General features: G+C 64.1%; 16 protein-coding genes and 1 pseudogene. 16 read left to right on the plus strand and 1 reads right to left on the minus strand.

Annotated elements, in window-relative coordinates:
- Positions 1-135 precede the first annotated feature (135 nt).
- The 8 genes from X750_RS146510 (at position 136) to X750_RS146475 (ending at position 10,439) form a co-directional block, all read left to right on the plus strand.
- Positions 136-396 (plus strand): hypothetical protein, encoded by a 261-nt coding sequence (locus X750_RS146510; protein WP_023704858.1) that lies wholly within the window; start codon positions 136-138, stop codon positions 394-396.
- Positions 390-3,578, plus strand: a complete 3,189-nt coding sequence (locus X750_RS146505) for a multidrug efflux RND transporter permease subunit (protein WP_023747941.1) — start codon at positions 390-392, stop codon at positions 3,576-3,578. Before X750_RS146510 ends, X750_RS146505 begins: the two co-directional genes overlap by 7 nt.
- Before the next feature lie 14 nt (positions 3,579-3,592).
- On the plus strand, positions 3,593-4,747 hold the full coding sequence (locus X750_RS146500; protein WP_031243080.1) for an efflux RND transporter periplasmic adaptor subunit: 1,155 nt from the start codon (positions 3,593-3,595) through the stop codon (positions 4,745-4,747).
- 180 nt (positions 4,748-4,927) lie between these two features.
- Positions 4,928-5,635: a GntR family transcriptional regulator gene (locus X750_RS146495; RefSeq protein WP_023747943.1), complete on the plus strand. Its 708-nt coding sequence runs from the start codon at positions 4,928-4,930 to the stop codon at positions 5,633-5,635.
- Between the two features lie 17 nt (positions 5,636-5,652).
- Positions 5,653-6,756 carry a mandelate racemase/muconate lactonizing enzyme family protein gene (locus X750_RS146490; RefSeq protein ID WP_023687077.1) on the plus strand — a complete coding sequence of 368 codons (1,104 nt, stop codon included), beginning with the start codon at positions 5,653-5,655 and terminating at the stop codon, positions 6,754-6,756.
- 161 nt (positions 6,757-6,917) lie between these two features.
- Entirely contained in the window at positions 6,918-8,240 is a 1,323-nt protein-coding gene (locus X750_RS146485; protein ID WP_023747944.1) for a homoserine dehydrogenase, read from the plus strand.
- A 20-nt stretch (positions 8,241-8,260) separates the two neighbouring features.
- Positions 8,261-9,748 carry an FGGY family carbohydrate kinase gene (locus X750_RS146480; RefSeq protein ID WP_023747945.1) on the plus strand — a complete coding sequence of 496 codons (1,488 nt, stop codon included), beginning with the start codon at positions 8,261-8,263 and terminating at the stop codon, positions 9,746-9,748.
- A 97-nt stretch (positions 9,749-9,845) separates the two neighbouring features.
- Entirely contained in the window at positions 9,846-10,439 is a 594-nt protein-coding gene (locus X750_RS146475; protein ID WP_023745533.1) for a hypothetical protein, read from the plus strand.
- Positions 10,440-10,456: 17 nt separating this feature from the next.
- Here X750_RS146475 and X750_RS146470 read toward each other — a convergent pair whose 3' ends face one another.
- Positions 10,457-11,419: a sugar-binding transcriptional regulator gene (locus tag X750_RS146470; protein WP_023745534.1), complete on the minus strand. Its 963-nt coding sequence runs from the start codon at positions 11,417-11,419 to the stop codon at positions 10,457-10,459.
- 337 nt (positions 11,420-11,756) lie between these two features.
- Here X750_RS146470 and X750_RS146465 point away from each other — a divergent pair, with 337 nt between their 5' ends.
- From X750_RS146465 to X750_RS146435, 8 genes and pseudogenes are all read left to right on the plus strand, one after another.
- Positions 11,757-12,689: an ABC transporter permease gene (locus tag X750_RS146465; protein ID WP_245260056.1), complete on the plus strand. Its 933-nt coding sequence runs from the start codon at positions 11,757-11,759 to the stop codon at positions 12,687-12,689.
- A gap of 129 nt (positions 12,690-12,818) precedes the next feature.
- Entirely contained in the window at positions 12,819-13,757 is a 939-nt protein-coding gene (locus tag X750_RS146460) for a sugar ABC transporter substrate-binding protein (protein WP_023684414.1), read from the plus strand.
- Positions 13,758-13,786: 29 nt separating this feature from the next.
- Positions 13,787-15,295: a sugar ABC transporter ATP-binding protein gene (locus X750_RS146455; RefSeq protein ID WP_023747946.1), complete on the plus strand. Its 1,509-nt coding sequence runs from the start codon at positions 13,787-13,789 to the stop codon at positions 15,293-15,295.
- Positions 15,296-15,401: 106 nt separating this feature from the next.
- On the plus strand, positions 15,402-16,166 hold the full coding sequence (locus tag X750_RS146450) for an SDR family oxidoreductase (RefSeq protein ID WP_023701501.1): 765 nt from the start codon (positions 15,402-15,404) through the stop codon (positions 16,164-16,166).
- Complete coding sequence (locus X750_RS146445; protein WP_050588784.1) at positions 16,144-16,962, plus strand: glucose 1-dehydrogenase; 819 nt, start codon at positions 16,144-16,146, stop codon at positions 16,960-16,962. Before X750_RS146450 ends, X750_RS146445 begins: the two co-directional genes overlap by 23 nt.
- A gap of 423 nt (positions 16,963-17,385) precedes the next feature.
- Positions 17,386-18,359 (plus strand): annotated as a pseudogene (locus X750_RS12275) (ABC transporter substrate-binding protein).
- Positions 18,360-18,429: 70 nt separating this feature from the next.
- Positions 18,430-19,509, plus strand: a complete 1,080-nt coding sequence (locus X750_RS146440; protein WP_023747950.1) for a glycine betaine/L-proline ABC transporter ATP-binding protein — start codon at positions 18,430-18,432, stop codon at positions 19,507-19,509.
- The gene (locus X750_RS146435) at positions 19,506-21,485 is read left to right on the plus strand and encodes an ABC transporter permease subunit (RefSeq protein WP_023747951.1); all 1,980 of its coding nucleotides are present in this window, start codon (positions 19,506-19,508) and stop codon (positions 21,483-21,485) included. The genes X750_RS146440 and X750_RS146435 overlap by 4 nt, the downstream gene beginning before the upstream one ends.
- Positions 21,486-21,487 lie beyond the last annotated feature (2 nt).

Genomic DNA, 21,487 nt, shown 5'->3' on the forward strand with positions numbered 1-21,487 from the left:
TCAATAACAAGGCCGTGAACTGGTCCTGCCAGATCACAAAGGGTGAAAATTGCAGGTCATGCGGCTCCGGCCGGTGAAGAGATGAAAACCGGTTCGCGATCATCCGATGCGGGCCGCTGGAATGGAGACGCTCCAATGTCGCAGCGCAAGGATTTGACCATCGATGAAGCCATCCGGGATCCGATGATCCGGCTGGTGATGAAAGCGGACCGCGTCAACCCGCGCGCCTTCGAAGCGATGCTGAGGACCGTTGCCGATGAGCAGGGCCTCAGCGGCGCGGCGCCGTCTTCGTATTTTTTGCAGGACCCGGGTTCGGTGCGCGGCAGGCGGCTGTCCCGGTCTGCCCATTCTTTTAAAGAGGCCGGTTCTTCTAAAGAGGTTTGCGTGTCGTGGTAAATTATTTCATCCATCGTCCGATCTTCGCCTCGGCCATCGCCATCATCATGGTGCTCGCCGGGACGATTTGTTATTTCCTTTTGCCGGTTTCGCAGTTTCCCGACATCACGCCGCCGCAGGTCGTGGTCAGCGCGCATTATCCGGGCGCCAGCGCGCAAGTGGTCGCCGATACGGTGACGACGCCGCTGGAACAGCAGATCAACGGCGTCGAAGGCATGACTTACATGTCGTCGTCGAGCTCCAATGACGGCTCCTCGACCATCACCATCACCTTCGATGTCGGCTATTCCTTGAGCACCGCGGCCGTCGACGTCCAGAACCGCGTCTCGCAAGCGGCCTCGTCGCTGCCGGCGATCGTCAACCAGGGCGGCGTGACGATCAAGAAGCAGAACCCGAATTTCGTCCTCATCGTCAACCTGACCTCGCCCGACAGTTCGGTCGATCCGGTGGCGCTGAGCAACCTCGCCTATCTGCAGGTCGTCGATCCGCTGAAGCGGCTGCCTGGCGTCGGCGACGTGCAGATATTCGGCGAGCGCCGCTATTCGATGCGCGTCTGGCTCGACCCGGACAAGCTCGCCAATCTTGGCATCACCGCCGTCGACGTCCAGAATGCCATCTCGGAACAGAACGTCCAGGTGGCCGCCGGCAAGATCGGCCAGTCGCCGGCGCCCGCCGGCACCGCCTTCGAGATGCAGGTCAACGCCGTCGGCCGCCTGAGCGACCCCAAGGAGTTCGGCGACATCGTCGTGCGCGCCAACACCGGCACCGGCTCGCTGGTGCGGCTCCGCGACGTCGCCCGCATCGAACTCGGCGCGCTGCAATATTCGTCGTCGGCCTTCTTCGGCAAGGACCCGACGGTGGTGCTGGCCGTCTACCAGATGCCCGGTTCCAACGCGCTCGATCTGCAGCAGCACGTCAAGGACAAGATGCAGGAACTGTCGGCCCGTTTTCCCAGGGGCGTCAGCTACGCCATGCACTACGACACCACGCGCTTCGTGTCGGCATCGATGCATGACGTGCTGATCACGCTCGGTGAAGCGCTGGTTCTGGTCGTGGCCGTGGTGTTCATCTTCCTGCAGAGCTGGCGCACGACGATCATCCCGACCATCGCCATTCCGGTGTCGCTGGTGGCGACGATGGTCGTCATGGAAATGATGGGCTTCTCGCTCAACATGCTCTCCCTGCTCGGCATGGTGCTGGCCATCGGCCTCGTCGTCGACGACGCCATCGTGGTGGTCGAAAATGTCGAGCGACAATTGGAGGCGGGCCTCAAACCGCTGGCGGCGACCAAGGCCGCGATGGCCGAGGTCACCGGACCGATCATCGCCACCACCGCAGTGCTGATGGCCGTCTTCGTGCCCGTTGCCTTCATTCCCGGCGTCTCCGGCAAGCTCTACAATCAGTTCGCGCTGACGGTGGCGATTTCGGTCGGCATATCCGCCTTCAACTCGCTGACGCTCAGCCCGGCGCTGAGCGCCGCCTTCCTGCGCCATCGCGGCGAGACGCAGTTCGCCCCGTTCCGCTGGTTCAACACGGGCTTCGACAGACTGTCGTATGCCTATGCGCACGGCGTGCGTATCCTCATCCGGCTGCGCTGGATCATGCTCGGCTTGTTCGCGGCCGGCCTGGTGGCCACCTACTTCGTCTGGCAGAAGTTGCCCTCGACCTTCCTTCCGGTCGAGGACCAGGGCTATTTCTTCGTCGTCATCCAGCTGCCTGACGGCGCCTCGCTGGAGCGCACCGACGCGGTAGCCCAGAAGGCGCGCGACATCCTCCAAGCTACGCCCGGCGTCGAGATTGTCGGCTCGATCAGCGGTCTGAACTTCCTGACCAGTGCGGCGCAGTCGAACTCGGCTGTCGAGTTCGCCATCCTGAAGCCGTGGGAAGAGCGCGGCCCCGACCAGAGCGCGTCGAAGCTCGTCGCCGACGTGCGCGGCAAGCTGATGCAGATTCCGGAAGCCTTCGCGCTGTCCTTCGATCCGCCTTCGATCCCGGGTATCGGCACCACGGGCGGCTTCGAATTCGTCGTCGAGGATCTCACCGGGCGCGGCAGTTCAGCTCTCAACGACGCGACGCAAGCCGTGATCGCCGAGGCGCGCAAGCAGCCGGAAATCAATCCGCAGCAGCTGTTCTCGCCGTTCTCGACCTCGACGCCGCAGTTCAACTACGACCTCGACCGCAGCAAGGCCAAACTGCTCGGCCTCAACCTGCCCGACGTCTTCAACACGCTGCAGATCTATCTCGGCTCGCTCTACGTCAACGACTTCAATCTGTTCGGCCGCACCTTCCGGGTGACCATCCAGGCCGACAAGGATGCACGTGCCGACGCAGGCGACCTTTCGCGACTCTATGTGCGCAACGCCTCCGGCGGCATGGTGCCGCTGAGCACACTGGGCAAACTGGTGCCGTTCGTCGGCCCGGAAACCGTGCCGCACTACAACAACAACGCCTCGGCCACGATCAATGGCGGCGCAGCCCCCGGCTTCTCGTCGGGCCAGGCGGTTGCCGCGATGGAACGGGCCGCCGCCACCGCTTTGCCCAGGGATTTCGGTTTCGAATGGACCGGCATCACCTTCCAGGAGCTCAAGGCAGGATCGATCGCGTCGGTCGTCTTCGGCCTCGCCATCGTCTTCGTCTTCCTGATCCTGGCGATGCAGTATGAGAGCTGGGCGATGCCGTTCATGGTGCTGCTGGCGGTGCCACTGGCCCTGTTCGGCGCCTTCGCAGCCCTGTTCCTGCGCGGCATGCAGATCGACGTCTACTCGCAGATCGGCTTCGTCATGCTGATCGGCCTCGCCGCCAAGAACGCGATCCTGATCGTCGAGTTTGCAAGGCGGCGGCGCGAGGAAGGCTTGAGCATTGTCGACGCGGCGATGGAAGCCGCGCGGCTGAGGCTGCGGCCGATCCTGATGACGGCCTTCGCCTTCATCCTCGGCGTGCTGCCGCTGATGTTTGCGACGGGTGCGGGTGCGGCAAGCCGGCAGTCGATCGGCACCACCGTGTTTGGCGGCATGGTCGCGGCGACCATCCTGTCGCTGGTGTTCGTGCCGGTCTTCTACGCGGTCATCGAGCAGCTGCGCGAAGGCCGCGTGCGCAGCGAACTGAACGCCGCTCATGACCAGGACAATAATGAACCGACTGCCGAACCAGCGCCGATGCGCCTGGCCGAAGCAGCCGAATAGAATTGGAGACCAAAATGCGTAAATGGAAAATAGCTTTGGGAACGGCCGTCGCCCTGGGAGCGATCTCGGTGGCAAGCGTCCACTTCCTCGACATGGGCAATCTCAGCCTCAATGCCGGCACGGCGGCAGCGACGGCAGCACCTGCGGCATTCGTCATGCCGGTGCCGGTGACGAGCGTGGTCAAGAAGACGATCCCGATCTACCTCGACTACGCCGCCCGCATCGAGGCGATCCGCAGCGTCACCTTGCAGGCCCGCGTGCCCGGCTATCTGCAGGAGCAGACGGCTGAGGACGGCGCGGATGTGCGCCAGGGTGATCTGCTCTACAAGATCTCGCCCGACGACTTCAAGGCGGCTCTCGACCAGGCCAAGGCCGAAGTGCAGCGCGACCAGGCGAGCCTCGACTATGCGCGCTCCAATCTCGGCCGCGGCTCCGAACTCGCCAAGAGCGGCTATCTGGCCAAGGATGGGTTCGACCAGCGTACGAGCACCTTGCGCCAGGCCGAAGCGTCGCTTGCCGTCAACCAGGCGGCGGTGCGCACGGCCGAGCTCAATTTGAGCTACGCCGAAATCCACGCTCCGTTTGCCGGCCGCGTCGGCCGCAACCAGGCTTCGGTCGGCACGCTGGTCAGCGTCGCCGGTACGGTGCTGAACACGCTGGTGCAGCTCGACCCGATCTACGTCACCTTCAATCCGAGCGAGACGGACCTGGCCGAAATCGAACGGGCCCGGGCCGCCGGCCCGATCGAGGTGGAGGTGCTGCTGCCCGGCGAGACCGAAGCCAGCCAGAAGGGCGAACTCACCTTCATCGACAACACGGTCGACCACTCGACCGGCACGATTACGGCGCGCGCCACCATCGGCAATGCGAAGTTCCCGCTGCTGCCGGGCCAGTATGTCCGCGTGCGGCTGCACATCAAGCAGCTGCCCGACGCGCTGATGGTGCCGCAGGTGGCGCTGGGTTCGAGCCAGCTCGGCAAATATGTCTATGTCGTCGGCAAGGGCAACACGGTCGACCAGCGCATCGTCTCGCTTGGCGCGACCAGCGGCGACCTTGTGGCGGTCCTCAGCGGCGTTGCCGAAGGCGACCAGGTGATAACGGGCAATCTGCAGAAAATCGGACCAGGAATGCCGATCTCGCCGTTGCCCCAGGAGAAACCGGCCAGCTGATAACCCCCATCAGCCCCGGTCCTGCGGCGCCTCCGGCTTCCACGCCGAGGGCGCCGTTTTTTTATGGAGCGCCGCACGCCGTTTTTGGGGTAACCGCAAGGCACAAGAATCCGGAACAGACATATTGTAGGATTGTCGACAATCTGCTTGTCTGTTTCCGGCTCTCGCTGGAGTGACGGAATGGCCAAGGTGGACTTCAATCCGATCGCGGATACGACACGCCGGGCCGAGATCGTTGCGCTGTTGCGGCGGGCGATCCTGACCGGCCAGCTGGAACCCGGCCAAAAGCTGAGCGAGCTGAGGATCGCCGAGCAGATGCGGGTCAGCCGCGCGCCTTTGCGCGAAGCTATGCGCGAGCTGGTGCAGGAAGGCATCCTGACCAGCATTCCCTATGCCGGCACCTTCGTCATCGATGTCACCGCCAAGGACATTGACGACGCCTACTCGCTGAACAAGGTGCTCGATGAATTCGCCATCGAGCGGACATGGAAGCTGCGCGACCAGCGCTTCTTCGATGAACTCGACCGCCGCCACGAAGCGGTGAAGCAGGCAACGCGCGCGCGCGACACCACCCGCCAGATCGAGACCGCACTGCAATTGCACGGGCTGATCTATGAATGGGCCGACAATTCGGTGCTGCTGGAAACCTGGCAGCGGCTGACCAGCCGGCTGCAGATGTACTTTGCCCTGCACCAGCGGGCCCGCAACGAGCCGGTGCCGGCCGAAGATCTCCACGAAACCTATGTGCGGCTCTTGAAGGGCGCCGACATGCGCGCTGCCCAGCGCCATGCGCGCGAGCATATCGACCTCGATTTCGAAGAGCTGCTTGCCTATGCGCGTGGCCTCGATCAGCGGAACATCGAAGGGCTGACCCTCCTCAACGCCTAGAGACAACGGACAGACAAGTGCAGATCAAAACCATCAAGGCCTATCGCGTCGTGCAGCCCTTCGTGGACGGGCCCTACCGCATGTCAAAGGGGCGGGTTGCAGACTGCTTCGACGCGGTGATCGTCGCCATCACCTCCGACAGCGGCGTGACCGGCTGGGGCGAGATGGCGCCGCTCGGCAATTTCTATTCGGCCGCGTTTCCGGCGGGAACGCGCGCGGGCGTGGTCGAGATCGCGCCGCACCTGATCGGCCAGGACCCGCGTGGCCTCGCCGGCATCGGCCGATTGATGGATACGGTGTTCAAGGGCCATCCCTACATCAAGTCGGCGCTCGACATGGCCTGCTGGGATCTGGCGGCCCGGGCCGCCGACGTGCCGCTGGTGACCATGCTTGGCGGCCGCGAGAGCGACATGGCGGAGACCTACCGCGTCGTCACCCACGGCACGCTCGACCAGATGGCGGCACTGGCCAAAAGGATCATCGCGGAAGGCTGCCGGCGGCTGCAGGTCAAGGTCGGCGGCAATGTGCATGACGACATCGAGCGGGTGAGCGCAGTCGCTTCGGCCGTGCCGAAAGGCACGGTGATTTTCTGCGACGCCAATGCCGGCTGGACGCCCTATCAGGCACGGCAGTTCGCCGACGCAACGCGCGGCATCGACTACACGTTCGAGCAGCCCTGCACGACGATCGAGGAGAACATGTCGGTGCGCCGCATGCTCGACAAGCCGATGGTGCTGGACGAGAGCGTCATCTCGCTCGAGGCGATGGTGGAAATCTATCGCCTGGGCGCCGCCGATGGGCTGACGCTGAAGATTTCGCGGCTGGGCGGCGTAACCAGGACAAGGCAAATCCGCGACGTCGCCGTCGATCTCGGTTTCATGATCACCGTCGAGGATACGGGCGGCGCCGAGATCGACACGGCGGCGATGGCGCATCTGTCGCTGTCGACGCCGGAAGAACGCCGGCTGCATGCCATCGCCTTCCATGAGTGGGTGACGGTGCGCACGGCCTCCAACGCCCCACCGGTCACCGGCAGCCACATGGGCATTCCCGACGGGCCCGGCCTCGGCATCGATGTCGTGCCCGACCTGCTCGGCAAGCCTTTCCTAGAGATCGGCTGAGATCAAGCGCAGCATGAAGCTGTCACCCCACGAATCCTCCGTGGGAGATTTGGTCCTGCAGCCATTCTCCGATTTGCGGGTTGAAATATTTTTCAAATGGAAATAGGAATGTTCAAAATGATGATTTGACGCTGCGGCGCGTCGTGACTGGAGGAAGCGATATGGCCCATCCGCAATTTGCAGCGGAACTTCTGCAGCGCGCTGAAGCCCAAGGGCCCATCACCATCGGTCTCGCCGGCGCCGGGCAGATGGGCACCGACATCGTCGTCCAGGTGGCGCTGATGCCGGGCATGCGGATCGGTGCCGTTTCCGAGGTGCGCCCGCAAGCGGCGATCGATGCCGCACTGCTCGCCGGCCATGACCGCTCCGACATCGTCCAGGCTGCGAACGCCTCTGCCATCGACCGCGCCATCGAGGCCGGCAAGATCGCTGTCACCGAAGATCTGCATGCGCTGGCCGCGGCCGGCCGCATTGATGTCATCATCGACGCGACAGGCAATCCCAACATCGGCACGCTGTTTGCGCTCGAAGTGATGAAGAACGGCAAGCACATCGTCATGCTCAATGTCGAGGCGGACATTACGATCGGCCGCTTCCTCAAGGAGGAAGCGCGCAAGGCCGGCGTGGTCTACACCGGTGCGGCCGGCGACGAACCCGCCTGCACGCTGGAGATCATCGGCTTCGCCAAGAGCCTCGGCTTCAACATCATCGCCGCCGGCAAGGGCAAAAACAACCCGCTCAAGATCGACGCCATGCCCGCCGACTACGAGAAGGAAGCGGCCGAGCGCAACATGAATGCGCGCATGCTGGTCGAGTTCGTCGACGGTTCCAAGACGGCGATCGAGATGGTGGCTATCGCCAACGCCACCGGGCTGGTGCCCGACGTGCCGGGCATGCACGGCCCGACGGCGACGCTGGAGGAACTGGCCAGCGTGCTTTGCCCGCGCGAGGATGGCGGCGTGCTGCACCGCAAGGGCGTGGTCGACTATTCCATCGGCAAGGGCGTGGCGCCCGGCGTGTTCTGCATCATCGAAACGAGGCATCCGCGCGTGCTGGAGCGCATGGTCGACCTCAAGGTCGGCAAGGGCCCCTATTTCACGATCTACCGTCCCTATCACCTGACAAGCCTTGAAGTGCCACTGTCGGCGGCGCGCGCCGTTGTCTACAAACGCGCCGACATGGAGCCCCTCGACCATCCGGTCGCCGAAGCGGTGGCGGTGGCCAAGAGCGATCTCGGCGCGGGCCAATCGCTCGGCATGATCGGCGAGAACGACTATCGCGGCTTCGCCATGACCTGGGAGGACGCCCGCGCCAAGGGCGCGCTGCCGCTCGGGATTGCCGAACGCGCCAAGGTGGTCAAGCCGGTCAAGACCGGCGACTTCCTTACCTATGAAAATTGTGTACCCGACGATTCGATGGTGATAACGCAGATCCGCCGCCGTCTAGACCAGTCGGATGGACAGTTTGTGACCAACGCCGCCTGAACCTTCGGGATCTCCCTGTGATGGACGATGTCGTTATCGGGATCGATGCCTCGACGACGGCGGTGAAGGCGATCGCCTTCACCGGCGACGGCGCGGAGCTGTTCCAGGCGCGCGAGGCCTATCCGCTGGCCAATCCGAAGCCCGGCCATTTCGAGCAGGATGCCGAACATTGGTGGGCAGCCCTCATCAGTGCGCTGAAGCAGGTTGCCGACAAGGTCGGCGCCGCGCGCGTGGCGGCAATTGCCATAGCCCATCAGCGCGAGACCTTCACCCTGATCGATCAGGCCGGCACGCCGCTCATCCCGGCGATCCTGTGGCTTGACGAGCGCGCCCGGCCTCAAGTCGCCAGGCTGTCGGCCGAGCTTGGCCGCGAGACGATCCGCGACTGGAGCGGCAAGCCGCCGGATCCGACGCCGGCGCTCTATGCCATCGCCTGGCTGGCCGAACACCAGCCGCAGGTGCTGGCCAACGCCGCCGCCCTGGTCGATGTTCATGGCTTCTTCGTTCACCGGCTGACCGCACGGCTGGTTACCAGCACGGCAAGTGCCGACCCGCTCGGCTTGCTCGATGTCGCGACAGGCGAATGGCACCCTGAGCTTGTCGCGGCTGCAGGGCTGCAGCCACGGCAGTTGCCGGCGCTGATCGGCCCAGGCGAAATCTGCGGCGGCCTTGCCGAAAGCATTGCCCAGCTGACTGGCCTCAAAGCGGGCACGCCAATTGTCGCCGGCGCCGGCGATGGCCAGGCCATGGGTCTCGGCATGGGCGTCTATGGTGCCGGCAAGAGCTATCTCTCGCTCGGCTCCGGCGTCGTCAGCGGCTGCTATTCCGGCACGGTCACCACATCGGACGCGTTTCGCACGCTTGTCTCGCCCACCGGCTCGGGCTTCATGCTGGAAACCGTGCTGCGCTCGGGCATGCAACTGGTCGACTGGATCGTGCGCACCACCGGCGCGTCTTCCGCGGCAGAACTGGAGAAGGGTGCGGTCGATGTTGCGGCCGGCGGCGACGGTCTTTTGGTCATGCCCTATTGGGCCGGCGTCATGAGCCCCTATTGGGATGGCGCGGCGCGCGGCGCCGTTGTTGGCCTTTCGCTCGACCATGAGCCCAGGCATCTCTTCCGCGCCACGCTGGAAGGCATCGCTTTGGAGCAGGCCATCGCCAGCGAGGCGATGGAGGCCGAAAGCGGCGGCAAGCCGGGAGAGATGATTGCCGCCGGCGGCGGCACCAATTCGGCGCTGCTGATGAAGATCATGGCCAGCGTGCTGGAGCGGCCGCTGTTCGTGTCGCCGGTCAACGAGGCGGCGGCCCTTGGCGCGGCCATGCTGGCGGCTTCGGCGATCGGCTGGTTCGCCTCGGCGGAAGACGCCGCCAAGGCAATGGCGGCGGCGCCGGCCAGGCGTGTCGATCCGGATATGACGCTGGTGCCGGCTTACCGGGCGCGCAAGGCGATCTACCGCGACCTCTATCACGCGACACGCGACATCCACGCGCGGCTCGGTGCGATCTGAGTTCAAGCGCAGCTTGCCTGCGTGAGGCTCCCATGCCCAACCTGCCCAGCTTGCCGATTTTGCGTCCTGCCCGGCCAATGCTAGACTCATCGGGCTCATGAAAGCAGTATTTCACCTTGCCGCCCTGCCCTGGATTGTCGCGCTTGCGGCAGCTCCGATGACGGCGCGTGCGCAGGACGAGCCGCCCTTCGAGGTCACGCTCGACATGGACAATGACGGCAGGATGGATCGGGCCGCGATCGCGGCGGATTCCGACAGCGGGCTGGCGGATCTCTCGATCTATCTGGCTGCCGGCGAAGGAAAGCTCGATCCTTCGCGCAAGCCTGACTTTGTCAAAAAGGCGCTGACGCAGGACCGTATTCTCGGGCTCGAAAGCAAGGGCAAGGGATCGCTTGTCGTCACCTCGTGCTTCGGCTGCGGCGCCAACAAATCATGGGATACAACGCTGACCATCGTCTGGCGCGGCGGTAAATTCCTTGTCGCCGGCTACAGTCGCGACTGGGACTGGAATGTGCAGAAAGCCGACGGCTCGGTCGAGACGACGCTGGGCGGTTGCGACATCAATTTTCTCACCGGCAGAGGCGTTGCCTCAAAGGACCTGGACGACGGCAAACCGGTCGCGGGAAAATTCGTGCCGATCGCACTGGCCGACTGGTCGGACGACAGTCGTCCGGAGCCCTGCGAATTCTGACCGACGCCGGACAGCGCTCAACGGTTGAGCAGGCCTTTGGCCGCATCTTCATCGGTAATGAGCACCGTAATCCTGGTGTTGGCGAGCGCCGCGCGCATGACGGCGACCTTCTCCTGACCGCCTGACACCAGGATGATGCTCGGAATATCGGACAGATCCTGCAGCGGATAGGCGCAGACGCGGCGGTTGACCTCATGGTCGACAGGGTGGCCCTCGGCGTCGATGAAATGGCACAAGAGGTCGCCGACCGCGCCGGCCGCCTGCAATTCCTCGAGTTCGCTCGGTTTGATGAAGCCGTAATTGGCGATCGGGCTGTCCTTGGAAAACGAGCCGACGCTGAGCACGGCGATGTTGGCGCGGCGCGCGCGGAAGACCACATCCTGAACGCTGCGCTGGCTCATGAAGGCATCGCGCTGTTCCGGCTTGTCGGCATAGACCGGCACCGGCAGCAGGAAACATTCAGCGCCGATCTTTTCGGCGAACTCCCAGGCGCTTTCGGTCGGGTTGAGCGGCTGCGCGTGGGTGAGGCCGCCGAGCATCGAGACGACCGTCGTCCTGGCAATCGGCCGCCTCGGCAATTCGTTGATGGCGAATTTCAGCGTCCGGCCCCAGCCCAGCGCAATGACGTCGCCGGCATTGACGTTGTCGGCGAGATAGGCGGCAGCCGCGTGGCCGATCATCAGCGGCGCGTTGCTGCGGTCGGCGGCCGACGGCACCACGACCGCCTGGCTTAGCCCAAAGCGCTGCTTCAGGCTCTCCTCGAGTTGCACACATTCGACGACACTGTCGCGAATGCGGAACTGCACGATGCCTTCCTCGCGGGCAGCCGACAGGATCCGGTGCACCTTGATGCGGCCGACGCCAAGAATCTCGGAGATGCGCTCCTGCGTCAGGCCCTCGACATAGTAATGCCAGGCAGCGCGGGCCTTCAGCTCGGCATCGGGGAAGCGCGAGGCCTTCTCATTTTCGACGGTCGCCATCTTTTGCCCTCCCGCGGCAGATTTCGGAAATCTTTTCCGCAAAGCGCCGCCCCCTGGCCTTCCCTAGGACAAACCGCCCGGTGGCGCAAACCTTCGCCGAATGGCGCAACGGCTCTTGACAATTTTCTAATGAACAGTTTAGCTGAACAAAATTGCATATCAAAGATAAATTGTTCACAGGGAGGTGCCTGGTGAACAAGAGCGGACGGCAGGCCATTGTCGTTTCGCTGACGGAGGAGACGAAGTGGCCGTGAGTAATGATGCAAGCGAGTCGAAGGCGGGCGAGTTGAAAGCCGCGCCCGGCACTCAAGGTGCGACGGCCGCGAAGCTTTCGGCGCTGTTTGCCGGAACCATGGGGCCGCTGATCGGGCTGCTGCTGCTTTGCCTGGCGCTGACGTTGACCACCGACACGTTCCTCACCGTGCGCAACATCCTCAACGTGCTCGACCAGATCACCGTGCTCGGCATCATGGCAATCGGCATGACGCTGGTGATCCTGATCGGCGGCATCGATCTCTCGGTCGGCTCGGTGCTGGCGCTGGCCGCCATGGTGATGGGCTTTGTCTCCCATCCCGACTATCTCAATCTCGGCCTTGCGGCCGGCGTCGTTGCAGCACTGGTCGTCGCCGGCCTTTGCGGACTGGTGTCCGGCCTGCTGGTGACCGTCACCCGGCTGCCGCCGTTCATCGCGACGCTGGCGATGATGTCGGTGGCGCGCGGCCTTGCCAACATGATCACCGACGGCTCGCAGATCGTCGGCTTTCCCGACTGGTTCACCAGCCTGTCGATCATCCGCCATTTCGGCTTCCTGTCGGTCACAGTCGGGGTGATGATGGTGCTGGCGATCGTCTTCGCCATCTTCCTCAACTACCGCGCCACCGGCCGCAGCCTTTACGCCATCGGCGGCAGCGCCGAGGTGGCGCGGCTCTCCGGCATTCCGGTGAAGTCGCTGACCAACTGGGTCTATGCCATCTGCGGCGTGCTTGCGGGTCTTGCCGGCATTGTGCTTGCCGCGCGGCTGGATTCGGTGCAGCCGAGTTCCGGCCTCGGCTATGAGCTCGACACCATCGCGGCGGTGGTGATCGGCGGCGCCAGCCTCTCGGGCGGCGTCGGTTCGATCGGCGGCACAGCGGTCGGCGTGCTCATCATCGGCGTGCTGCGCAACGGCCTCAATCTGCTCGGCGTCTCGCCCTTCATCCAGCAGGTGGTGATCGGCGTGGTGATCGCGCTGGCCGTCGCCAGCGACACCTGGCGGCGCAGGGCGCGATAGAGAGCGGGGCACAATTGAGAATTCGCCCGGAACGTCCGGGCGATAGACGGATCGGTCGATCCGAAACTGGGATGTTCCAAGGGGCGCGATGCGCTGGCGGGACAGTTTGACTATCAACGGAGGAAACACATGCTCACCAAACGTTCACTGCTGCTCGCCGCTGCCGCAATCATTCCCCTGCTCGGCCTGACCGACATGGCCTCGGCCAAGGAGGCCAAGAAACTCGGCCTCGCGGTGGCCAATTTGCAGGCCGACTTCTTCAACCAGATCAAGCAGTCGGTCGAAGCCTACGGCAAGGAGAAGGGCATCGAGATCGTCACCGTCGACGCCAAGGGCGATTCGGCAACGCAGGTCAGCCAGGTACAGGATTTGATCACGCAGAACATCGACGCGCTGATCTACATTCCGGCCGGCGCCACAGCCGCCACCGTGCCGACCAAGACCGCCAAGGCCGCCGGCATTCCGGTGGTCAATGTCGACCGCAACGCCGACGGCGCGCCCGGCGACACCTTCATCGCCACCAACAGCGTCGCCTCGGCGCAGGCGGTGTGCGACTACATCGCCAAGCAGGCCGGCGGCAAAGGCGAACTGATCATCATCCACGGCCAGAAGGGCACCACGCCGGAAGTGGATCGCTCGAAGGGCTGCGGCGAAGCGCTCAAGGCCTATCCCGATATCAAGGTGGTCGGCGAATTGTGGAGCGAAGGCTGGCACCAGGACGAAGGTTTCAAGCTGACGCAGGACCTGCTGCAGTCGCATCCCGATGTCTCCATCGTCATCGGCCAGGCCGATGCGCTGGCGCTGGGTGCGGCACAGGCGGTCAAGGTCGCCAATCCCGGCCACAAGGTCTGGGTCGCCGGCTTCGATGGCGACGTGGCCGCGCTCAAGGCGCTGAAGGACGGCGTGTTCGACGTCACCGCGACGCAGCAGACGCAAGGCATGGGCCGTCTCGCCGTCGATGCGGCGATCAAGCTGGTGGCCGGCGAAAGCGTTCCGGCCGAGCAGCTGCAGGATGCGACGCTGACCACCAAGGACAATGTCGAGCAGTTCATCGCCAAGCATCCGTAACGAACGGCACCGCTTAAGAGAGCACCACGATGTCTCCTGATCCTCGCCACAGCGAAAGCCCGCACAACGGGCTCTTCGTCAACGGCCTTTGCAAGAGCTACGGACCGGTCCAGGTCCTGGCCGATGCAAGCTTTGAGGTGCGGCCGGGCGAGGTTGTGGCGCTGCTCGGCGAAAACGGCGCCGGCAAGTCGACGGTGTCCAATATCATCGCCGGCTCGACCCGGCCCGACGCGGGCACCATCATCTGGCGGGGGAAGCCCTATTCCCCCGCCTCGCCTGCCGCGGCAATCGATGCCGGTGTGGGCATGATCCATCAGGAACTGAAGCTGCTGCCGGATCTGTCGGTGGCGGAAAACGTCTATGTCGGGCGCCTGCCGATGCGCGGCGGCCGCATCGACCGCGCCGAGATGAACGCCAAGGCCTCGGCGCAGTTGAAGCGGCTTGGCCTCGACGTCTCGCCCGAGCGCAAGGTGGGCACGCTGCGCATCGCCGCCCAGCAACAGGTCGAGATCGCCAAGGCGTTGACGCTCAATGCCGAATTGCTGATCTTCGACGAACCCACCGCAGCGCTCGGCGGCGAGGAAACGGAGCTTTTGTTCCAGCAGATCCGCAAGCTCAAGGCGGAGGGCATGTCCTTCATCTACATCAGCCATCGTCTCGACGAGATCGCGCAGATTGCCGACCGCGTGGTGGTGATGCGCGACGGCCGCATCGTCGCCCGCCACGAGCGGGCCGATATTCCCGTGCGCACCGTGGTCGAGCAGATGGTCGGCCGCTCGGTCGAGCGGATGTTCCCGCATCTGTCGCCACCGCGCGACGAAACGCTGCTCGAGGTCGAGAACCTGTCCTCGCCGGAGAAGAGTTTCAACAACGTCTCCTTCTCGGTCAAAGCAGGCGAGATCCTCGGCATTGCCGGGCTGATCGGCGCCGGCCGCACCGAACTGGTGCGGGCGATCGCCGGCGCCGATCCGATCTCGTCGGGCTCGGTGCGCGTTGCCGGCAAACCGGTGCATCTCAGCGGGCCAGCGGCAGCCATCAAGGCCGGCGTCGTGCTGGTGCCGGAAGACCGCAAGGCGCAAGGCGTCGTGCTCGACCAGACCATCGGCGAGAATTTGGCGTTCGGCAATTTCGACCATGTCGCGCCGAAAGGCTGGGTGTTTCCGAAAGCGGTGCAGAAATTCGCCGAAGCCGGCATCGCAAGGCTCGGGGTCAAGGGCAAACCTGGCCAGGCGGTCAGCAAGCTTTCCGGCGGCAACCAGCAGAAGGTGATCATCGCCAAATGGGTGTCGCGACCGCCGAAGGTGTTCATCCTCGATGAGCCGACGCGCGGCATCGATGTCGGTGCGCGCGCAGCGATCTACGACGTCATCGCCGACCTCGCCCGCTCCGGTATGGCGGTGGTGGTGGTCAGCTCCGACCTCGAGGAGGTGCTGGGGCTGTCGCACCGGGTGCTGGTGCTGAGCCGCGGCCGCCAGCGCGGCATTCTCGACCGCAGCGAGGCGAGCAATGTCGCGGTGATGGAACTCGCCACGAGCTGAGGACAGGAGTCGGAACAAAGCGCAGCAGGTGGTATCCTCCCAAGGACCGGACCGCGCGGGGCGCCAGCAAAAACTGGCGCCCCTTCATTTCAGGAGGGGGAACAACATGAAACTATTCGATCTCAGCGGCGACGTAGCGCTGGTAACAGGCGCCGGCAGCGGCATTGGCCAGGCCATTGCCATCGGGCTCGCCGAAGCCGGCGCCGACATAGCCTGTTTCGGCCATGCCTCGAAAGGCGGGCTGGATGAGACCGCGCACAGGATCGCCGTGCTTGGCCGCAAGGCGGTGGTGCTGACCGGGACGGTGACGTCGGAGGCCGACCTGGCGACCGCAGTCGAGCGCACGGAAAAGGAGCTCGGCGCGCTGACCATCGCCGTCAACAATGCCGGCATTGCAGGAGCCGAGGCCGCCGAGACGCTGTCGCTGGAGAAATGGCAGAAAATCTACGACGTGAATGTCAGCGGCGTGTTCCTGTCCTGCCAGGCCGAAGCGCGCGCCATGCTGACGCGGCGCAAGGGCTCGATCATCAACATCGCCTCGATGTCGGGTTCGATCGTCAATCGCGGCCTGACCCAGGCGCATTACAATTCGTCGAAGGCGGCGGTCATCCACATGTCGAAAAGCCTCGCCATGGAATGGGCCGATCGCGGCCTGCGCGTCAATGTGGTGAGCCCAGGCTACACGCTGACGCCGATGAACAAGCGGCCGGAGGTCGCCGAACAGATCAAGATCTTCGAACGCGACACGCCCATGGGGCGCATGGCGACGCCGGAAGAAATGGTCGGCCCGACCGTGTTCCTGGCCAGCCGCGCCGCGAGTTACGTCACCGGCATCGACCTGATCGTCGATGGCGGCTTTGTCTGCTGGTAGGAGAAGAAAAGTGCAGAAGCGTTTTGAAGGCAAGACTGCTGTGATCACCGGAGCCAGCGGCGGCATCGGCGCGGCGATGGCGAAGCGCTTCGCCGCGGAAGGTGCCGCGGTCGTGGTCAGCGCCATCGATGCCCGCGTCGAAGAGGTTGCCGCCAGCCTGAAAGCCGCGGGCGCCAAGGTCGCGTCGATGCGCATGGACGTCACCAGGAAGGATGAGGTCACAGCGCTTTACGATCTCGCCGAGAAGGAATTCGGCCGTGTCGACATTTCGGTGCAGAATGCCGGCGTCATCACCATCGCCCGCATCGAGGCAATGACCGAAGCCGAGTGGGACAAGGTGTTGGCGGTCAACACCAAGGGCGTGTTCCTGTGCTGCCAGGAAGCGATCGCCCGCATCCGCAAGCATGGCGATGGCGGCCGGCTGATCAACACGGCGTCGGGCCAGGCGCGGCAGGGTTTCATCTACACGCCGCACTATGCGGCGTCGAAGTTCGGCGTCGTCGGCATCACCCAGAGCCTGGCCAAGGAAGTGGCCAAGGAAAAGATCACCGTCAACGCGATTTGCCCCGGCATTATCGACACTGACATGTGGGCTTACAACGACGCCGCCTGGGGCAAGCTGATGGGTGACTACAAGCCCGGCGAGCTGATGGCCGAATGGGTGAAGAACATCCCGATGGGACGCGCCGGCAGCGGCGAGGACGTGTCCGGCCTGGTCAGCTTTCTCGCCAGCGACGACGCCACCTACATCACCGGCCAAACCATCAATGTCGATGGCGGCCTGATCATGTCGTGAACGTCAGCTCTGGCGGTTGGCAATCGCCAGTCTGAAATTCCGCAGTGCACAGGGCATCAGCCGTTGCGCCGCATGAACGTTGGTATATATAATTTCATCTCATGAAACGGCCTGGCGGGGATGGGGCTTGCCGGCCGAGACCATGGGACCTTGATGGCTCGCACGTCTGAGAGCGCCGCTGGAGCGGCGATCGATCTGTTGACGATTGCTCACGCAGCAATCCATCCGATGCCATGACGCGGGCCCGCCCGACATCACATAAACACCAAGTCGAGCAACCATTTCGCCTGCGCAAGTTGCGGCTGCGGCACTGGCTTGGTGCGAACGAGCTTGCGTAACGACCCGCCTTTCCAACACAATCAAGAAAAGACGCAAGAAGGGAACGATCAAGAAATTTCCACATGGTTTGACAGGAGAACAAGCATGTCATTTCGCAGTGTGATTTCGAACCTATCAATGGGAGCCTTGGCGCTTGCCGCCGCAAGTGCGCTTACATCACCGGTCCACGCAGCAGCACCTGAATCCAACGACCCGATCAAGATCGCGCTGTTCGACTGGACCAGCGTCAACCTCAACGCCAAGATCCTTGGCGGTATCCTCGAAAAGCTCGGCTATACCGTCGAATATCCGACAGCCGACTACCTCTCCAGCCTGACCACCGGCCTCACCAATGGCGACCTTGATGTCGGCCTGGAGTTCTGGGACACGACGGCCGGCGAAGCGATGAAGGCTTCAGACGCCACCGGCCAGACCGAGCGGCTCGGCAAGCTCGGGCCGAAGGCCAAGGAGGAATGGTGGTTTCCCGAATATATGAAGGAGAAATGCCCCGGCCTGCCCAATTGGGAAGCGCTGAAGGACCCGAAATGCGCCGAGGCGTTCTCGACAGCGGAGACGGCGCCGAAGGGCCGCTATCTCGGCGGCCCGGTAACCTGGGAAGGCTTTGACGACGAGCGCGTCGAGGCGCTGAAGCTGCCCTTCACCGTCATCCATGCCGGCACCGACGCGGCGATGTTCGCCGAGTTGGACTCGGCCTATCAGCGCAAGGCGCCGATCATGCTGTGGATCTATTCGCCGCATTGGGCGCCGGCCAAGTACAAGGGCGAGTGGGTCGAATTCCCGGAGTATACGCCCGAGTGCTACACCGATCCGAAATGGGGCACCAACCCGGATGCCAAATACGATTGCGGCAAGCCGCATGGCGAGATCTGGAAATACTCCTGGTCCGGCATGAAGGACAAATGGCCGATCGCCTACAAGGTGGCCAAGGCCTACACGATCNCACCGATGAGCTCAACAAGATGAGCGGCGAGATCGATCTTGGCGGCAAGACGCCGGAAGACGTCGCCGCCGCCTGGATCGCTGCCCACGAAGCCGACTGGAAAGCCTGGGCGCAGTGATCGCCTGACTGGAAGCCAGACCCGGCCCTGGCGGCCGGGTCTTATCTCCATTTTCCAGAAGGACCATTGGATGACGGAAGCGACTGAACCGCAGGCGGCTGGCACGCCGGAGGATGCGCGGCCGATAAAGCTTGCCTGCCGTAATGTCTGGAAACTGTTCGGATCGAACGCGGCCAGCTTCATCCGCGAGCGTAACGGCAAGGCCAGCATCGACGATGTCGCTGCCGCCGGACTGGTCGGCGCGGTGCGCGCCGTCGATCTCGAAATACGCCAGGGCGAGATCTTCATCATCATGGGGCTGTCCGGCTCCGGCAAGTCGACGCTGGTGCGCTGCATGTCCAGGCTGGTCGAGCCGACCCACGGCAAGGTCGAATTCGAAGGCAAGGACCTGCTCAAGATTTCCGACGCCGCGCTGATCGAACTGCGGCGCCATCGCATGGGTATGGTGTTCCAGAATTTTGCGCTGCTGCCGCATCTTAACGTGCTCGACAACATTGCCTTTCCCCTGAGCATCCAGGGCCAGGACCGACCGACGCGCGAAGCGAGAGCGCGGGAGGTGATCGATCTCGTGGGCTTACGCGGCCGCGAGCATTTCTATCCGCGCGAACTCTCCGGCGGCCAGCAGCAGCGCGTCGGCATCGCCCGCAGCCTCGCGACCAAGCCGGAGATCTGGTTCCTCGACGAACCGTTCTCGGCGCTTGACCCATTGATCCGCCGCGAGATGCAGGACGAGCTGATGCGGCTGCAGACCATGCTGCACAAGACCATCGTTTTCATCACCCATGATTTCGACGAGGCGATCAGGCTCGCCGACCGCATCGCCATCATGAAGGATGGTGAGGTCATCCAGACCGGCACGCCGGAACAGCTGGTTGTCAACCCAGCGACCGACTATGTCGCCGAATTCACCCGCGATGTCGACCGCGCCAAGGTGATTTCGGCGCGCAGCCTGATGCGTGCCTGCGATGGCGCCGAACATGGCGGCACGGTTTCGCCCGACGCCAGGATCGCCAGCTTCTCGGCCAGCATCGTCGCTTCGGGAAAACCGTTCGCGGTGGTCAACGGCAGCGGCAAGTCGATCGGCGAGGTGACGCCGCAAGCCGTTATCGGACTGCTGGCCGGCCTCGACAAACCGAGTGCCGGCGCATGATTGTGACGGCAAGCGCCAGCGAGACAAGAACGCCGGTTCAGCGCTGGCTGCTGGTCTGGGCGCTGGCACTTGCCGCCGTGCTCGCGGTGTTCCTGCTGCAGGACAGGCTGCCCTGGGCCGTCAACTATCCGGCCGAGGCGGTTATCCCGGTCGCCGACTGGGTCAGTGCGCTGATGCGCTGGATCAAGTCGAACTTGTCCTGGCTGACCCGCTCGATCACCGCGGTGCTCGGCGTTCCCCTCGATTTCGCGCTCGACCTGCTGGCCAAGAATTTCAAGATTGGTCACGGTGCCGATGCCTATGTCCTGCCGCGCCTGTCCTGGATCGGCGTCTGCGTAGCCGCCTTCATCGCCGGGCACGCCGTGGGCGGTAGAAAACTCGGCATGCTGGTCGGCGGCTGTTTCCTCTACACCGCGCTGTTCGGCCAATGGACCAGCGCCATGCTGACACTGGCACTGATTTCCATCGCGTTGCCGTTCTGCATCGTCACCGGCCTGTTCGCCGGCATCTGGGCGTGGCGCAAGCCATGGGCCGAGCGGCTGATCATCTCCCCTGCCCTCGATTTGATGCAGACCATCCCGACCTTCGCCTATCTCATCCCGATGCTGCTCCTGTTCGGCAACAGCCCGGTCTCGGCGATGATCGCCACCGCCATCTTCGCCACGCCGCCCATGGTGCGAGCAACGATGCTGGGTCTGTCGCGGGTGCCCTCCGAGATCGACGATTTCTCAGAGATGGCCGGCTGCACGGCGCGGCAGAAATTGTGGCGCGTGCTGCTGCCGTCGGCGCGGCCGACACTGATGATCGGCGTCAACCAGGTGATCATGCTGGCGCTGAACATGGTGATCATCGCCTCGATGATCGGCGCCGGCGGCCTCGGCTATGATGTGCTGCTGGCGCTGCGTGCGCTGAAGGTCGGCGAAGCGATGGAAGCCGGGCTCGCCATTGTGGCGCTCGCAATCGCGCTCGACCGGCTGAGCCAGGCGATCGCGCATAAGCAGGCAAAAGGCCACGTTCAACGGCAGGCGAACCAGAGCGTTTGGCGGCGCTATCCCAATCTGTCGCTGGCCATCGCCATCCTGGTCGTGACGACGCTGCTCGGCCTGTTCGTACCGGCCTTCGCGGCGGTGCCGAAGGCGATCACCTTCACCACTGCGCCACTGTGGAAGGCGGCGGTGAGCTGGGTGACGATCAACTTCTTCGACGTGATCGAAGCGTTTCGCGTGGCGCTCATCCTCAATGTACTGAACCCGCTGCGCGCCTTCTGCGAAGGCTTTCCGTGGCTCGGCGCGGTGGCCCTGCTCGGCCTCGCCGGCTACCAGTTCGGTGGCCTGCGTCTCGCCGCCCTCGTCGCCGCGCTGACCGCCTTCTGCGCCGTCACCGGCCTGTGGGAAAAGACCATGGCGACGGTTTATCTCTGCGGCATCTCGGCCTTCATCGCTTGCCTGATCGGCATCCCGATTGGCCTGATGGCCGCGCGCAGCGACCGCTTCGAAAAGATCGTCACGCCCATCATCGACACGCTGCAGGTGCTGCCGTCCTTCTGCTTTATCATTCCCGTGGTGATGCTGTTCCGCGTCGGCGACGTGACCGCCATGATCGCCACCGTCGCCTTCGCCGTGGTGCCGGCGATCCGCTACACCAATCACGGGATCCGGCAGGTGCCGCCGGCGCTGATCGAGGCGGCGAAGGTTTCCGGCTGCACGCCGCGCCAGACCTTCTTTCGGGTACAATTGCCACTGGCGCTTCCCGAAATCATGCTCGGCGTCAACCAGACGATCCTGATGGCGCTGGCGATGATCATCATCTGCGCCATGGTCGGCACACGCGACCTCGGCCAGGAAGTCTTCATCGCGCTGTCCAAGGCCGATTCCGGACGCGGCATTGTCGCGGGTCTCGCCATCGCTTTCATCGGCATCGTCGCAGACCGGCTGTTCAATGCCTGGACGGCGAAGGCGCGGGCAAGACTAGGATAATT

The organism is Mesorhizobium sp. LNJC391B00 (assembly GCF_000502535.1).
GTDB lineage: Bacteria > Pseudomonadota > Alphaproteobacteria > Rhizobiales > Rhizobiaceae > Mesorhizobium.

Excerpts from the sequence above, each read along its gene's own strand:
- X750_RS146470 (WP_023745534.1), bottom strand. The coding sequence starts at position 11,419 with ATGGCGACCGTCGAAAATGAGAAGGCCTCGCGCTTCCCCGATGCCGAG.
- X750_RS146435 (WP_023747951.1), top strand. The coding sequence starts at position 19,506 with ATGATTGTGACGGCAAGCGCCAGCGAGACAAGAACGCCGGTTCAGCGC.
- X750_RS146500 (WP_031243080.1), top strand. The coding sequence starts at position 3,593 with ATGCGTAAATGGAAAATAGCTTTGGGAACGGCCGTCGCCCTGGGAGCG.
- X750_RS146440 (WP_023747950.1), top strand. The coding sequence starts at position 18,430 with ATGACGGAAGCGACTGAACCGCAGGCGGCTGGCACGCCGGAGGATGCG.
- X750_RS146485 (WP_023747944.1), top strand. The coding sequence starts at position 6,918 with ATGGCCCATCCGCAATTTGCAGCGGAACTTCTGCAGCGCGCTGAAGCC.
- X750_RS146450 (WP_023701501.1), top strand. The coding sequence starts at position 15,402 with ATGAAACTATTCGATCTCAGCGGCGACGTAGCGCTGGTAACAGGCGCC.
- X750_RS146475 (WP_023745533.1), top strand. The coding sequence starts at position 9,846 with ATGAAAGCAGTATTTCACCTTGCCGCCCTGCCCTGGATTGTCGCGCTT.
- X750_RS146510 (WP_023704858.1), top strand. The coding sequence starts at position 136 with ATGTCGCAGCGCAAGGATTTGACCATCGATGAAGCCATCCGGGATCCG.
- X750_RS146455 (WP_023747946.1), top strand. The coding sequence starts at position 13,787 with ATGTCTCCTGATCCTCGCCACAGCGAAAGCCCGCACAACGGGCTCTTC.
- X750_RS146480 (WP_023747945.1), top strand. The coding sequence starts at position 8,261 with ATGGACGATGTCGTTATCGGGATCGATGCCTCGACGACGGCGGTGAAG.
- X750_RS146460 (WP_023684414.1), top strand. The coding sequence starts at position 12,819 with ATGCTCACCAAACGTTCACTGCTGCTCGCCGCTGCCGCAATCATTCCC.
- X750_RS146495 (WP_023747943.1), top strand. The coding sequence starts at position 4,928 with ATGGCCAAGGTGGACTTCAATCCGATCGCGGATACGACACGCCGGGCC.
- X750_RS146445 (WP_050588784.1), top strand. The coding sequence starts at position 16,144 with ATGGCGGCTTTGTCTGCTGGTAGGAGAAGAAAAGTGCAGAAGCGTTTT.